Origin of the sequence: Bradyrhizobium ganzhouense, from assembly GCF_049949285.1 — a bacterium.
Taxonomy (GTDB): domain Bacteria; phylum Pseudomonadota; class Alphaproteobacteria; order Rhizobiales; family Xanthobacteraceae; genus Bradyrhizobium; species Bradyrhizobium ganzhouense.
Genome location: NZ_CP181318.1, coordinates 2208216 through 2222691 on the forward strand (window position 1 = coordinate 2208216; position 14476 = coordinate 2222691).

Below are 14476 nucleotides of genomic sequence, written 5' to 3' on the forward strand. Positions count from 1 at the left end.
GCCCGCACGGACCGTCGTATATGAGAGCTTCGTCGCCGGAACGGACCGAATATCGCCGGAAACGGAACGGATGGTGGCTGCGATTTCTTAATCCAAAGATCGCAATCTGATCGATGACCGAGGCAAGTGCGGACACCGCAACCGGGGAATGGCATGAAAGACCTGATGACGACGGCGCAATCCAAGAGGGCGATGCGGCGTTGGGGGCCTCCCGGAATTGTGATGTTCGCGGCGGCGGTCGCGCTGGCCGCGCCGAGCGTAGCCCTTGCCGCCAAGCAGCCGCGCCAGACCGCCGAGGCGGTGGCGCAGCGCGAGGCCGGCGAGCCGATCATGGCGATCGTGTCGATCAAGAGCCAGCAGGTCACGTTCTACGATTCCGACGGCTGGATCCTGCGCGCGCCGGTCTCGACCGGCACCACCGGGCGCGAGACGCCCGCCGGCGTCTTCGCCGTCGTCGAAAAGGACAAGGACCACCATTCGACCATGTATGACGATGCCTGGATGCCGAACATGCAGCGCATCACCTGGAACGGCATCGCGCTGCATGGTGGACCGCTGCCTGGCTACGCCGCTTCGCACGGCTGCGTGCGCATGCCCTTCAACTTCGCCGAGGGCCTGTTCGACAAGACCAATATCGGCATGCGGGTGATCATCTCGCCGAACGACGCCGCTCCGGTGGATTTCTCGCATCCCTCGCTGTTCGTGCCGAGCAAGGAGGCCATTGCGGCGGCGCCTGCGCGTGCCGACAAGCTGTCCGCCCAGGCCGAGGAAGTCGCGAGTGTGGCTGATGATGCCAAGAAGGCCGCGACGGCAGCCGCGAAGGATGCGCAATCGCTTCCGGCGTCGCTGCGCAAGCTCGAGCAGCAGAAGGCCCGCGCCGACGCCGAGAACGCCTATGCCGACAAGTTGGTGGCGAACGCGAAGACCGACCAGGCCAAGGCAAAGGCCGACGAGCTGAAGCAGAAGGCCGCCACCAAGGCCGCGGATGCGGCGACTCAGCTCGACGCCGCCAAGGTCGCCGCGCAGCCGAAGCGCGACGCTGTCGCCGCGACAAAGGACGCCGCCAAGGCGGCTGCGGCCAAGAAGGCCGAAGCCGTGAAGGCCGCGACCGACGCCAAGCTCGCGATGGAACCGGTCTCGGTTTACATCAGCCGCTCGACACAGAAGCTCTATGTCCGGCGCAACACCCACAAGCCGGCGCCCGATGGCGGCGGTGAGGTGTTCGACACCAGCATCGAGGTTCCGGTCACCATCCGCAATCCCGACCAGCCGCTCGGCACGCACATCTTCACGGCGATGGCGAAGAACGACACCGGCTTGCGCTGGAGCGTGGTCACGATCGACGAGGGCGATAGCGCCAAGGACGCGCTCGACCGCGTCACCATCCCGCAGGAGGTGTGGGATCGCATCGGGCCGACGGCATTGCCGCGCTCGTCGATCATCATTTCGGACGAGCCGCTGAGCGCCGAGACCAACTACCGCACCGAGTTCGTCGCGGTCCTGAGCAACCATCCGCAGGGCGGCTTCATCACCCGCAAGCCGACCGCGCCGCCGGTGGAAATGGCCAGCGACGATGGCTGGGGCAATGGCGGCGGTTTTGGCGGCAATGGCTTCTTCTTCTTCGGGCAGCGCGATCCCGCCCCGCAGCCGGTCAATCCGCGTCGCCGCGCCGGCCAGTACCAGTACTATCAACCGGCGCAACCGATGCAGCGGAGCTTCTGGTAGGGCGTGATCCGGGGGCCGAGGCCCCCCGACCTAAGGTCGCGCCATGATCACCAGGGCCTGAATTTTCGCTTCGACTGGTCCGGATCCATGACGCTTCCGGATCGCTTCGGCAACGGCGTCGGTCGCGGCCTGAAGCTTGCTCGCATCCCTGGCCTCGATCTCGCCGCGCAGCGGTGTGCCCTGGCAGTAGGCGGTCGCGACATATTCCGCTGTCGGCGCGCGGCTTAGCGCTGTCAGCGTTTCGATCGATATGTCCTTGAAGCCCGCGCGTTCGAGATCGGCCTTGATGACGGCCTTGTCGTGATAGCCGTGCGGCGTCCGCGCCATGAACAGCGGCGGATCGTCCGGAAACATCTTGCCGAGTGCGACGGTTGCGTCGTCCGCGAACAAATTGTCCTCGATCCGGTCCCAGACACTGAACAGGTAGGTGCCATCAGGCTTCAACACCCGCTTCGTTTCCGCATAGCCCTGGCTGCGATCCGGAAAGAACATGGCGCCGAACTGGCAGCAGACGACGTCGAACGTGGAATCGTCGAAAGGCAAAGCCAACGCATCCGCCTGACGCCAGGTCATGCGCGGGTCATCGCCGTGACGCTGCTTCGCCACAGCGAGCATCGGCTCGTTGAGGTCGGTCGCGACATAGCGGACACCGGCAGGCAGCAGCGCCGCCACGGCCCGCGTGACGGCGCCGGTGCCGGCAGCGATCTCGAGCAGGTCCGAGGGCGATAGCGCAGCGATGCGTCTGGCAAGGTCGTCGGCATAGATCGAGAAGATCAGCGGGACCAGATATTCGTCGTAGAGCTTCGGGACTGAGCCGGCGAAAACCTTGTCAGTGCTGGACATGCACGCCTCGCTGAAGGTTTGCTATCACGGCCACGTTAGCACGGTCTGATATCTCGCCGCAAAAACGCGATCTCATCCTGAGGGCCCGCCGAAAGCGGGCGTCTCGAGGGATGGGCCGCGGGTGAGTTTGCGAGACGAAAAAGGTCTACGATTTCGCGCTACCGACCTCGCGGATCGGCCGCGTGCCGTCCCAGTTTAAAGCTGCCTGCCTGACCTTCTCGAAGAACGGCCCCTTGGTGCCGCTGATGTCGGAGATTTCGATAATCGTGCCCGGATGGGCCTGCGTGTCGAAATAGGCAAAGCGTCCCTTGTCGCCGCCGATCTGGCCCTCATGGCCGATCCTGTAGCCGAGCCCGAGGGCTTTATCGTAGAGCGACTGGTAGTCGTGGCTCCAGTAGGACATGTGTTGCAGGCCTTCGTGGCCGGCGTCCAGAAACTCCTTGTACAGCGAGGGCGCGTCGTTGCGCTGCTGGATCAGCTCGATCTGGAGATCGCCGGAGTTCGCCAGCGCAATGCTCATCTCGACGGAAGAGTTTTGGCCGCGATGGCGGAACCAGTCGGTCTTGACGCGGTCCATGTAGTACCAGGGACCCACGCCCATCACCTCGATCCAGTGCTTCATCGCGGCCTGGATGTCCCGCACCACATATCCGTTCTGGCGCACTGCGCCGAAGATGCGGCTCATGCCCGCGCTCCCTTAGTCCGCTTGCTCACCTGACCTCGATCCCGGCGTCCTTGGCAACCTGCTTCCAGGCCGCGATGTCGCGGGCGTTGATGTCGCGCTGCTCGTCGCCCGGGACAAATTGAGGCGTGATACCGAGCCCCAACAGCTTCTCCTTCACCTCGGCATCGCCGAGCGCGTCCCTCAGCGCCGCGGACAGCTTTTGTGCGATCGGCGGCGCGAGGCCCGCCGGCGCATACATCGCCCAGGACAGGCTGCGGTCGAATGGCACGCCCTGCTCCTTATAGGTCGCAACATCAGGCAGGCTCGGCGAGCGCTCGCCGCAGGCGGCCAGCGCCTTGATCGAGCCGTCCTTCACCAGCGGCGTTGCGGTCGCCATGTCGAGCGTCGCCAGCGAGATGTGGCCGCCGAGCAGATCGCCGGCAAGCTTTGCGATGCCGTTGAACGGCACGTGCTCCATCTTGATCCCGGTCTGCTGCATCAGGATTTCGGCGCAGAATTGCCCGGTCGAGCCGATGCCCCAGCTGCCGTACTGAATTGGCTCGCCCTTCTTGGAAAGCGCGATCAGCTCCTTGATGTCATTGGCGGCAAAATCCTTCGTCGCCACCAGCATGATCGAGGACGTCCCGATCCGGCCGATCGTCGTAAAATCCTTGATCGAATCATAGGGCAGCTTCGGATAGATCGCCGGCGCCAGCACATGCGTGGTCATGCCGCCGACGGTGATGGTGTAGCCGTCATTGGGCGAGGTCGCGACCATCTGCGTGCCGAGCGTGCCGGCCGCACCGGTGTGGTTCTCGATATAGATGCTCTGCCCGAGCGTCTTGCCCATCCTGTCGGCGAGCAGCCGGCCGATCACGTCGCCACCGCCGCCGGCCGCGTAAGGCAGCAGCATGCGGATCTTGTGCGTCGGATAGGCGGCGGGATCTTCTGCGCGCGCCGGCAGCGCCGCGGCCAGCAATGCGAGAAACGAAAGCGTGACGGTGCGCAGCATCATGATGGCATTCCCCTAGTCCCAAAAACGAAATCTGTAGGCATCGCCGTGCCGGATCACGTGACCCGCGGTCGGCGCCGGAAAATGGCCGGTGAGCAGATAGCTCGGCGTATCCGCGAGCTCTTCCAGCAGCGCCATCCGCGTCGCGACCGCGGCGGCCGGATCGACATCGGCGGCATTCGACAGCCACGGTGCCGCGCACTGGATCGGATGATGGATCACGTCGCCGGACATGACCGCGTGATCGTGGCCGCCGTTGAGATGGATCTGCATGTTGCCGGCAGTGTGACCCGGCGCCGGCGCAAAGCGCAGGGCGGCATCGCGATCGCTGAACAGGCGATGGTCGGTCTCGACGAACTCGGCGAGCCCAGCCGCGACCACCGGCAGCACGGAATCCTCGAACGAGCCGTGGTTCACCGGGCTCTTCGGCGCGGCATTGTGCGCGGCCTCGAAGTGGCGGTACTCCTCGCGACCCATCAGATAGCGCGCGTTGGGGAAGGTCGGCACCCAGCGGCCGTCGAGGAGGCGCGTGTTCCAGCCGACGTGATCGACATGCAGATGCGTGCACATCACGAAGTCGACCTGTTCGGGGGCGACGCCCAGCGCCTGCATATTCTGCAGATAAGGCTGGTTGAGATTATTCCAGGCCGGCACGCGCGGTCGCGGTTTGTGGTTGCCGCAACAGGTATCGACGATCGCGGTCCAGCGCGGCGTCCGGACGAGATAGGAGTGGTGGCTGAGGATGAACCGGCCGGTCTCAGGCTCGATATAGCGCTGATCGAGCCAGCTGCGGTTCGCAGCGATCACCTCGTCGGTGACGTTGGCGAACAGCCAGGTCTTGTCGAACGCAAGCGAAGGGATCTCGCTGACGAGATCCACCCGCATGCTGCCGATCTTCACCTGCCGCATTGGCTCAGTTCTTCAGGAGGTCGCCAAACGGCACCCAGCGCGTGCCGTCAAAGCGGATCAACTGCAAGCTCGTCATCGGCGTGTAACGCTCGGGCGAGTTGTTCACCGCGGTGCCATTGATCAGCATCGGCAGATGCACGTCCTTCAGCGTCGTCGCCTGCTTCATGACATTGGCGCGGGTGAGGTCGTTGCCGGCGGCCTTCAGCACCGTCACCAGCGTCTGTGCGATAGTGTAGCCATAGACATTGAGCCAGTCGTTCTTGTTGGCGTCAGGCAGGTACTTGTCCATGAAGGCGACCCATTCCTTGGTGCCGGCGTCATCCTTGTTTGCCGGATCGGTCGCGTCCTTCAGATACTGGCTGGAGATAACGCCGGTGGAATTGTCCTTGCCGGCCGGCTGCAGCACGCCGCTGATCGAGGCCGAGACGTTGGAGATGATGGTCGTAGGCTTCCAGCCGATCTCGCCGATCTTGCGGATCGCTTGCGCGGCGAACTTCGGCGTCGCCGCGACCAGCACCACGTCTGAGCCCGCGGTCTTCAGTTGCAGGATCTGCGTATCGACAGTCGGCGCCGAGGTCTCGTAGGCCGCGCGCGCTACGATGGCTTCGCCGCCGCCGAGCCCTTCCTCCAGCGCCTTGAGATAGTCCTTGCCGAGGTCGTCGTTCTGGTAGAGCACACCGATCTTCGCATTGGCGTGGCTCGCCCTAATGTATTTGGCGTAGGCGATCGCCTCGTCGCGATAAGTCGGCTGCCAGCCGACGGTCCACGGAAAATTCTTTGGATCGTCCCACTTCGCCGCGCCGGAGCCGAGGAAAAGCTGCGGCACCTTGCGGTCGTTGAGATATTTGTGCACGGCGCTGTTGGTCGGCGTGCCGACGCCGCCGAAGATCAGCAGCACTTCGTCGCTCTCGACCAGCTTGCGCGTCTGCTCCACCGTCTTTGGCGGGCTGTAGGCATCGTCCGCGATGATCATCTGGATGCGCCGTCCGTTGACGCCGCCGTCGTCGTTCACCTTGCGGAAATAGGCTTCCGCGGATTTGGCGATCTGCGCGAAGGCCGAGACCGGGCCGCTCAGCGGCGCGGTGGTGCCGATCTTGATGGTCTTGTCGTCGGCGCCGGGATCGTACTTTGCGGTTTGGGCAGAGGCGGTGCTGATTGCGAGCAGCGGCAGCAGAACGCAAGCCGCGGCAAAGCGAAGGCGGGCAAAGCGCGCCATGACGTTATCTCCCCAGGATTGCTCTCCGCTTCTCAAAGGAGCGGAGTTGAAACGCGAGAACAGCGCCGGCAAGCGGACTTGTGGGCCGCGACCGTTGCCGCCAGAGTGCAAACGAACGATCGTTCGTACGGTTGACTAGCGAACGATCGTTCGTTAGTCAAGCCACATGGCTGTCCACACCTCCAGCGCGGCCGAAGCGGCTGCGCCTTCGACCCGCGAGCGCATTCTCACCGAGGCGCTCAATCTGTTCGCGCAGAGCGGTTATGGCGGCGCCTCGATGCGCGAGCTCGCGCGCCGCGTCGGTATCCGCGAGAGCAGCCTCTACAACCATTTCTCCGGCAAGGCCGCGATCCTTGAAGCGATCGTCAGCGAGCACGGCCCGGCGAGTTCTGCGAGCCGGCTGGAAGAGCCGCGCTACAAGCAGCTTGCGCGCCAGCCCGCTGCGTTCTGCCGGCAGTTTGCATTGGACCTCGTCGAGCAATGGTCCGATCCGCGCGAGCACCAGTTCCAGAAGGTGATCACCGCCGAGCGTAACCGCGTGCCCGGCATCCGCGCCAAATTCGCCGATCATTTTTATGCGCGCGAGCAGAGCATGATGACGGACTATTTTCGCGGCTTTGCGCTCGCGGGACTCGTCTCGACGCCGGATCCGCGCGAGACCGCGCGGCTGTTCGCCGCCGGCCTCATCTACATCCGCCTCGAGCATTACGTGATGGGCGCGGCGCCCTCGCCGCGGCCGAAGGTGATCGAGGCGATCGACCGCTATCTCGCCTTCTTCCTGTCGCTGATTGCTGCAGGCACTGACGACAACAAGAAGAGAAAAACCAAGGGAGAAACGCGTGGCAAGGCTGCCCCTGATTGATCCGGAAACGACGAGCGGCGACATCCGCGCCTCGTTCGACCGCATGCCGGTCAAGCTCAACATCTTTCGCATGATGGCCCATGCCGAGGCCAACATGATCCCGGCGATGCGGCTCGGCAATTCGATCCTGCATAAGCAGAAGCTCTCGGCCGTCAACCGCGAGCTGCTGATCCTCCAGGCCGCCCAGCTCGAAGGCGGCGCCTATGAATGGCGCCAGCACGTGCCGATCGCGCTTGGCGTCGGCTGTACGCAAGGCCAGATCGATGCGGTGGAACGTGGCAACTACGATGCAGCGGCGCTGAACGAGGCGGAGCGCGCGCTGCTGAACTTCGGCCGCGAGGTGGTTCAGAATGTTCGCGTTCCCGAGCAGACCTTCGCTGCTGCGCGAAAGCACTTCAGCGACCAGGAGATCGTGGAGTCCATCGTCGCGCTCGGCTTCTACATGATGATGGCGCGTCTCACCGAGGCGACCGAAACCGATCTCGATCCCGCGGCCGGCATGAAGGTCTATGACGGCGGCAAGAGATAGGCGGCAGGGATGACGGACACTGAGACCAAACCGGAGCGCTACGTCCGCCCACCGAGCGCGGAATCCCTGGGCGAAGCGCCGGGAAGGGGACGCCTCAAGGGTCGTCGTATCCTGATCGTCGGTGGCGGCCAGCGCGTGTTCGATGCCGCCACCGACCCGATCGGCAACGGCCGCGCGATGAGCATCTTGTGCGCGCGCGAAGGTGCGAAGGTTGCGGTGGCCGACCTCAACCGCACCTCCGCGCAGCAAACAGTCAAGCGCATCACCGATGAAGGCGGCGAGGCCTTTGCCATCGCTGCTGACGTCACGTCGGAAGCTGAGGTCCAGCGCATGATCGAGGAGGCGCATCGCGCCATGGGCGGGCTCGACGGCATGGTGCTGAACATCGGCACCTTCGGCAAGGTCGGGCTCGATGCGGTCAGCCCCGAGGAGTGGAACAAAATCTACGACGTCAATGTCCGCGGTCCGATGCTGTGCTGCCGCGCCGCGATGCCGAGATTCGACAATGGCGGCGCCATCGTCTTCATCTCCTCCATCGCGGCGCTGAAGGCCGGCTCGCAGATGGCGGTGTATGATTCCTCCAAAGCCGCGCTCGGCGGACTGATGCGCAACATCGCCCATTTCGGATCGCGCCGCGGCATCCGCGCCAATTTGGTCTATCCCGGCTTGGTCGACACCCCGAACGGCCGCGACGCCGGCGCCGGCCGTCCCTCGCGCGGCAAGGGCCACGTTCCCTTCGGTCGCCAGGCGACCGCCTGGGAGATCGCCTATGCCGTGCTGTTCTTCCTCTCGGACGAAAGCGTCTACGTCACCGCGCAGACGCTCGCGGTGGATAGCGGCTTGAGCGGGATGTGAGCGACGTCGTCGTCTAACCACACCCACTGACGTCATCCTGAGGCGCTCACCTTGCGATGCGGACGCATCGCAAGGTGAGCCTTGAAGGATGGGCCCCGAGCGCCCGTGGCCCATCCTTCGAGGCGCGCAAGGGCGCGTACCTCAGGATGACGTCGGTGGGTGGGGGTACACGGCAGCCCCCAGATTCACATTGCACGGGCTAGCCATTCCCTCTAATTGTCTTGGACAAATGACCAAATAACATGGTCGAACGCCGAAGGGGCGGGTCGAAGACGGGAAGCGCGGCATGTCGCAGGATGGCTTTGGGCTGGCGGGAGTCATCGGCATGCCGGTCGCGCATTCGCGCTCGCCGGTCATTCACAATTACTGGCTGAAGGCGCACGGCATCCGCGGCTCCTACGTCCCGCTCGCGGTGAAGCCCGAGCGGCTCAAGGATGCGCTGGGCGGGCTGATCGCGCTTGGGTTCCGCGGCTGCAACGTCACCATGCCGCACAAGCAGACCGCGATGGCGATGCTCGACCGCGTCAACGAGACCGCAAAACGCATCGGCGCCGTCAACACCATCGTGGTCGAGGCGGATGGCACGCTGTCCGGCTTCAACAATGACGGCAACGGCTTTGTGCAGAGCCTGCGCGATGCCAAAGCCGACTGGCGCGGCGATACCGGGCCGATCCTGCTGCTGGGCGCGGGCGGCGCCTCGCGCGCGGTCGTCGTGGCGCTGCTCGAGAACGGTGCGCGCGAGATCCGCATCGCCAACCGCACGGCGGAGAAAGCGCAGGCCATCGCGACCGAATTCGGCTCCGCCGTCAGCACCGTTCCGTGGGACGATCGCGCCGCGGCGCTTGGCGATGTCGCGCTGCTCGTCAACTGCACCGATCGCGGTATGGTCGGCAAAAGCGCGCTGGAGATCGACCTGTCTCGCCTCAGGCCGGCCACACTCACCGCAGATCTCATCTACACGCCGCTGGAGACGCCGTTCCTGGCTGACGCCCGCGCGCGCGGCTGCGTCACCGTGAATGGGCTCGGCCTGCTGCTCAACCAGGCGCGGCTTGCCTTCAAGGCCTGGTTCGGCGTGATGCCCGATGTGACGCCCGAGCTGATCAAGGCCATCGAAGCCACGTTCTGAACCGCGCGGGGAGCTTTGCGCCATGACCTTGCCGGCGGGCCCCAAGATCGACTGCCACATCCACGCCGTCGATCCCGCTCGTTTTCCCTACGGCGCCGACACGCCCTACTGGCCGAGCGGGCAGGAAATCGCGCCGGCCGCGCAGCTGATCCGCGTGTTCGACGTCTTTGACGTCCGCCATGCGCTCGTGGTTGCCACCAACACCGGCTATGGCAGCGACAGCCGCATCCTGCTCGACACGCTGAGGCAGGGCAGCGGCCGCTTCAAGGGCGTCGCCGTGGTCGAGAACGACGTCGACATCAAGGAGCTCGAACGATTGAAGGCGGCCGGCGTGATCGGCGTTGCTTTCAACGTGCCGTTCCACGGCGCCGACTATTATCGCAACACTGCGCCGCTGCTGGAGAAGCTGACGAGCCTCGGCCTATTCCTCCAGATTCAGGTCGAGGACGATCAGCTGCTCGACTTGTTGCCGCTGATCGATAAATCGAGCGTCAAGCTGGTGTTCGACCATTGCGGCCGGCCCTCGGTCGCGCAAGGCGTGAGCGGCAAGGCCTTCCAGGCGCTGCTCGCGATCGGCCGCGAACGCGATGTGCACGTCAAACTCTCCGGCTGGTACAAGTTCTCCGAGCTGCCGCATCCCTATGAGGACACCTGGCCGTTCATCGCCGCGCTGGTCGACGCCTTCACGCTCGACCGCTGCGTTTGGGGCTCGGACTACCCGTTCCTGCGCGCCGCAGAACGGCTCGACTACGGTCCGCTGCTGGCCGTGCTGACACAACTGTTTCCGGATCCGGGCGACCGGCATCGCCTGCTGTGGCGGACGCCGGCGAAACTGCTCGGCTTCGACGGATCATAAAAAGAAGGCAAAAGGGGAGGACATCATGAGGCATCTTGCAGGAACGCTCGCCGTCACGTTGGTGGCATCGCTCACAATGGGCGCGGTCCGCGCGCAGAGCACCGTCTACATCCCCGATGTCATCGAGCTCTCCGGCCCCGGCGCCGTCTCTGGCACCAACTGGCGCGACGGCGTCGCGCTCGCGGTCGATGAGATCAATGCCGCCGGCGGCATTCTGGGCCGCAAAATCCAGACCGAGCATCTGGACACCCAGAGCAACCCTGGCATCTCGCGCGCGCAGGTGCAGAAGGTTTTGGACAAGGATCCCTATGTCGTGCTCGGGCCGATCTATTCCGGCTCGGTCAAGGTCAACATGGCGCTGACCCAACAAGCCGAGATCCCGCAGATCGTCGGCGCCGAGGCTGCCGACATCACGACGCAGGGCAATCCCTGGGTGTTCCGCACCGCCTTCGGCCAGCAATTCTCGATGCCGAAGATCGCCAACTATTTGCACGACAAGCTCAAGGTAAAGAGCGTCGCGGTGGTCTGGGTCAACAATGATTTCGGCAAGGGCGGCCACGACAATTTCGTGAAGGAGATGAAAACGCGCAACATCGAGATCGCGGCCGATATCTCGACCGAGCAAGGCCAGGTCGATTTCGGCTCCGACGTCATCAAGCTCAAGAGCGCCAAGGCCGACGCCGTCTTCGTCTACACCAACGAGGAGGAGAGCGCGCGCTTCCTGATCGAGGCCAAGCGGCAGGGCCTGTCGACGCCGCTGTTCGGCGAGACCACGCTGCTCAGCCAGAAGGTGGTCGAGCTCGCCGGCCCCGCCGCCAACGGCGTGCGCGGCCATGTCGGCTTGAGTGCGGACGCGCCGGTGCCGGCGATCGAGGAGTTCGCGAAGAAGTTTTCCGCACGCTTCAAATATCTGCCCGATCACAACGGCATCAAGGGCTACACCGCGGTCTATCTCGTCAAATACGTGACCGAGAAAATCGGCAAGTTCGACAGCAAGGCCTTTGGCGCAACGATGAAGGGTCTGACCCTCACGCCCGACAAGGCCCCGGGCATGCTGATGGAAGCAAGCTGGGACCAGAACGGCGACATCGACCGCGCCAGCTTCCTCGCCGAGATCATCGACGGCAAGCAGAAGATCGTCGAGACCTTGCCGAAGCTGAAGGGCGGGAAGGGGGAGTGAGGGATGCTATGGCTGGCGGCTTGTCTCCGCCAGCCCCAGCGCCCGGCCCATCAGATGGTCGAGCGAGATGCGCCCAGGTCCGTAGGCCATGATTCCCAGCGCCATCGCCGCCCAGGTGATGTGCACGGGCCAGCCGTCGGGCACCGTCAGCTCGACGATCGCGGTCATGAACAGCAGTCCAAGCCCGGCAAAGCGTGTGCCAAGGCCGAGGATCAGCAGGATCGGAAACATGATCTCCGCCGAGCCCGACAGGAAGGCCATCACGGCGGGGGCGGGATAGTGATAGGGGCCGCCCGGCAGATGCAGCATGAACTCGTCGGAGAACAGCGTCACCGCGGTGTCGTTGAGCTTGAAGAAGCCGTCCCATTTGAGAATGCCGGAGCGCCAGAACGGCACCGCCAGTGCCACGCGCAGCACGAGCTGAACCAGCGACGGCGCGGCGATCGCCTGTACCAGGCGACTGGCCTTGTCTACGAGCAGCGCAGGGGACCGCAGGTTGCTGCCTGGCGACAGGCGTTGGTCCGCGATCATCGCGCGTCTCCGTAAGCGATTGAGGTGAATGCGCCGGCCTCGATCAGGCCCGCGATGTTCGAAGCGAGATCGAAGTCGGCGGATGCGTCCAGCGCAATCCCTGCGGCCTCGCCCAGTGGCCGGCCCGACATCAGGCTGGTCGCGAAGACCGCGCCGCCAGGCGGAAGGTGCCGGACCACAACGTCGAATTCAGCCCGCGTTATCAGCGCATCCTCCGGTGTCTCGGCGTCGATGCACGCAACCGGCGCGCTGTCGCGGTTGGCAGCGAATATCGTCACCGCCGCGAATTGCGACCGCACGACTTGTGCCGCCGGATGCGGCATGAATACGAGATCTCCAAGCCGATCCGGCGCGACTGCGGATAGCTGCGCCGGCGCCAGCGGTGCCGCGTCGGCGGCGTGATAGGCATCGAGCCAGGCCCGCTCGATGCGGGCGACGTCAGCAAGCCAGGGCAGCGGCCGCGCATGCTCGTAAGTTTCGATGAACGCGGGGAAGTCGCGGCCATAGTCGAACAGCAGCGGCGAGGTCGGTGGTGTGCTGCGAACATGGAAGCGCGCCATGGCGCGGAAGAAATCGGCGCCGGTGATCCGTTGCACCGCCGGATAGATCGCCGCCAGCGCCTCGATCAGGCTCACCGTGACGTTGTTGCGATAGACGTCGTAGCGGCGCCCCGCAGGTCTGCCGTTCCGACCTGTCACGGCTGACGGCACGTCGCGCGCGGGATCGAGCAGCGGCGGCGCGAAGGCCGCGGCAAAGCCAAAATCTGCTTCAGGCTGCACGGCGATCCTCCGTTGTGCAGCGGTCGAGGATGGCCTGGGCGGCCGCGGCTTCGGCTTGCAGGACCGGCCAATCCGGAATCTTGCTGTCCCACTCGATCAGCGTCGGCACGGCGCCGCGGCGCGCCGCGACGATCTCGAACAGTTTCCACACCGCATCCGCGACCGGACCGTCATGGCTGTCGATCAGCAGGCAGTTTCCGTCATCGTCGGCCTGCTCGGCATGTCCGGCGAGATGGATCTCGCCGACGGCGGCCAGCGGAAAATCGGCGAGATAGTCGAGCGCCGCAAATCCGTGATTGGTCGCTGACACGAACACGTTGTTGATGTCGAGCAACAGGCCGCAGCCGGTGCGCTCCGCGATGGCGCGGATGAAATCGGTCTCGCTCATCGAGGATTCGCGGAAGGCAACGTAAGTCGATGGATTCTCAAGCAGCAGCGGACGGCGGATCGCTTCCTGCACCTCGTCGATATGATCGCAGACAGAGCGCAGCGTCGCCTCGGTGTAAGGCAGCGGCAACAGGTCGTTGAAGAAGCTGGTCTCATGCGTCGACCAGGCAAGATGCTCGGAGACCAGTGCCGGCTGGTAGCGTGCGACGAGGGCGCGGAAGCGCGCCAGATGCGCCTTGTCGAGCGGCTGGGGCCCGCCGATCGACATACAGACGCCGTGCAGCGACAGCGGATGGTCGCGGCGGATCGCCTCGAGCGCGCGATGCGGCGGGCCGCCCGCACCCATATAGTTCTCCGCGTGGACCTCGAAGAAGCCGGCTTGCGGGCCGGCTTCCAGAATCGCGGGCAAGTGCTCGGGCTTGAAGCTCGTCCCGGCCACACCGCCGATGGGCAGCGAAAAGCGGAGTGGCACGGCCGGCACGGCGGCTGGCTTGATTACCGTGGTCATGGTGCTTCTCCGCTTCCTTGCTGTTGGAGGGATGTGTCGGGCTGGCCGCGTTAGACCGGCTTCAGCGAACCCTTCTTGCCGCCCGGCAGGTCGATGCTGGTGCAGGTGCCGCCCTGCACGAATTTCCAGGCATTGCCCTGGAAGTCGGTGGTCGAAGTTCCCTGGCAGGTGGTGCCCGGTCCAGCGGCGCAATCGTTCTGGCCCTTCAGCGCGACGCCGAAGCACTTTTCCTTCTTGGCGGCGATGGCGGCGTCGGCCTCGGCCTTGGTCAGGGGGGCGGCGGCGGCGAGCGTCGCGAGTGCGGTCGAGAGGGCGCCGGCGAGGGCGAGCGACGTAACAACATGTTTGGCAGACATCGAGTTCTCCTTTTCAAGATTGCATCGCTTGGCGAAGCGAAGGCGCATGATCCTGTTCGCCTCGTTCACGGGCCGCGTTACCAATCGGTAGGCTCACGAGTTCGTGAGGCGGTTGAATAGGGCTCGCACGCGGGCGGT

General features: G+C 64.8%; 16 protein-coding genes. 7 read left to right on the top strand and 9 right to left on the bottom strand.

The features are described from left to right. Positions 1–153: 153 nt before the first annotated feature. The gene (locus ACLFLU_RS10095; RefSeq protein ID WP_426412040.1) at positions 154–1725 is read left to right on the top strand and encodes a L,D-transpeptidase; all 1572 of its coding nucleotides are present in this window, start codon (positions 154–156) and stop codon (positions 1723–1725) included. A gap of 30 nt (positions 1726–1755) precedes the next feature. Here the strand turns inward: ACLFLU_RS10095 and ACLFLU_RS10100 are convergent, their stop codons facing one another. The 5 genes from ACLFLU_RS10100 to ACLFLU_RS10120 form a co-directional block, all read right to left on the bottom strand. Beyond that, positions 1756–2568: a class I SAM-dependent methyltransferase gene (locus tag ACLFLU_RS10100; RefSeq protein WP_426412041.1), complete on the bottom strand. Its 813-nt coding sequence runs from the start codon at positions 2566–2568 to the stop codon at positions 1756–1758. Positions 2569–2713: 145 nt separating this feature from the next. Continuing rightward, complete coding sequence (locus ACLFLU_RS10105) at positions 2714–3253, bottom strand: VOC family protein (protein WP_426412042.1); 540 nt, start codon at positions 3251–3253, stop codon at positions 2714–2716. Between the two features lie 25 nt (positions 3254–3278). Next, positions 3279–4247 carry a Bug family tripartite tricarboxylate transporter substrate binding protein gene (locus tag ACLFLU_RS10110; RefSeq protein WP_426412043.1) on the bottom strand — a complete coding sequence of 323 codons (969 nt, stop codon included), beginning with the start codon at positions 4245–4247 and terminating at the stop codon, positions 3279–3281. A gap of 12 nt (positions 4248–4259) precedes the next feature. Next, entirely contained in the window at positions 4260–5153 is an 894-nt protein-coding gene (locus ACLFLU_RS10115) for an MBL fold metallo-hydrolase (RefSeq protein ID WP_426412044.1), read from the bottom strand. Between the two features lie 4 nt (positions 5154–5157). Then, positions 5158–6369: an ABC transporter substrate-binding protein gene (locus ACLFLU_RS10120; RefSeq protein ID WP_426412045.1), complete on the bottom strand. Its 1212-nt coding sequence runs from the start codon at positions 6367–6369 to the stop codon at positions 5158–5160. Between the two features lie 166 nt (positions 6370–6535). Here ACLFLU_RS10120 and ACLFLU_RS10125 point away from each other — a divergent pair, with 166 nt between their 5' ends. The 6 genes from ACLFLU_RS10125 to ACLFLU_RS10150 all read left to right on the top strand — a co-directional run bounded on the left by ACLFLU_RS10125 (position 6536) and on the right by ACLFLU_RS10150 (position 11777). After that, positions 6536–7231: a TetR/AcrR family transcriptional regulator gene (locus tag ACLFLU_RS10125; protein WP_426412046.1), complete on the top strand. Its 696-nt coding sequence runs from the start codon at positions 6536–6538 to the stop codon at positions 7229–7231. After that, positions 7209–7760: a carboxymuconolactone decarboxylase family protein gene (locus tag ACLFLU_RS10130; RefSeq protein WP_426412047.1), complete on the top strand. Its 552-nt coding sequence runs from the start codon at positions 7209–7211 to the stop codon at positions 7758–7760. Before ACLFLU_RS10125 ends, ACLFLU_RS10130 begins: the two co-directional genes overlap by 23 nt. A 9-nt stretch (positions 7761–7769) precedes the next feature. Next, positions 7770–8615, top strand: coding sequence for an SDR family NAD(P)-dependent oxidoreductase (locus ACLFLU_RS10135; RefSeq protein ID WP_426412048.1), 846 nt, complete (start codon positions 7770–7772; stop codon positions 8613–8615). A 286-nt stretch (positions 8616–8901) separates the two neighbouring features. Next, positions 8902–9741 carry a shikimate dehydrogenase gene (locus tag ACLFLU_RS10140; RefSeq protein ID WP_426412049.1) on the top strand — a complete coding sequence of 280 codons (840 nt, stop codon included), beginning with the start codon at positions 8902–8904 and terminating at the stop codon, positions 9739–9741. A gap of 22 nt (positions 9742–9763) precedes the next feature. Further along, a complete protein-coding gene (locus tag ACLFLU_RS10145; RefSeq protein WP_426412050.1) occupies positions 9764–10597 on the top strand; it encodes an amidohydrolase family protein in 834 nt (277 codons plus the stop codon). Positions 10598–10622: 25 nt separating this feature from the next. Next, a complete protein-coding gene (locus tag ACLFLU_RS10150) occupies positions 10623–11777 on the top strand; it encodes an ABC transporter substrate-binding protein (protein ID WP_426412051.1) in 1155 nt (384 codons plus the stop codon). A 6-nt stretch (positions 11778–11783) separates the two neighbouring features. Here the strand turns inward: ACLFLU_RS10150 and ACLFLU_RS10155 are convergent, their stop codons facing one another. The 4 genes from ACLFLU_RS10155 to ACLFLU_RS10170 are packed head-to-tail and all read right to left on the bottom strand — an operon-like array spanning position 11784 to position 14338. Further along, positions 11784–12308, bottom strand: a complete 525-nt coding sequence (locus tag ACLFLU_RS10155) for a DoxX family protein (RefSeq protein WP_426412052.1) — start codon at positions 12306–12308, stop codon at positions 11784–11786. Beyond that, the gene (locus ACLFLU_RS10160) at positions 12305–13087 is read right to left on the bottom strand and encodes a DNA-binding domain-containing protein (protein WP_426412053.1); all 783 of its coding nucleotides are present in this window, start codon (positions 13085–13087) and stop codon (positions 12305–12307) included. Before ACLFLU_RS10160 ends, ACLFLU_RS10155 begins: the two co-directional genes overlap by 4 nt. Next, positions 13077–13982 (bottom strand): DUF692 domain-containing protein, encoded by a 906-nt coding sequence (locus tag ACLFLU_RS10165; protein WP_426412054.1) that lies wholly within the window; start codon positions 13980–13982, stop codon positions 13077–13079. The genes ACLFLU_RS10160 and ACLFLU_RS10165 overlap by 11 nt, the downstream gene beginning before the upstream one ends. A gap of 50 nt (positions 13983–14032) precedes the next feature. Next, the gene (locus tag ACLFLU_RS10170) at positions 14033–14338 is read right to left on the bottom strand and encodes a DUF2282 domain-containing protein (RefSeq protein ID WP_426412055.1); all 306 of its coding nucleotides are present in this window, start codon (positions 14336–14338) and stop codon (positions 14033–14035) included. Positions 14339–14476 lie beyond the last annotated feature (138 nt).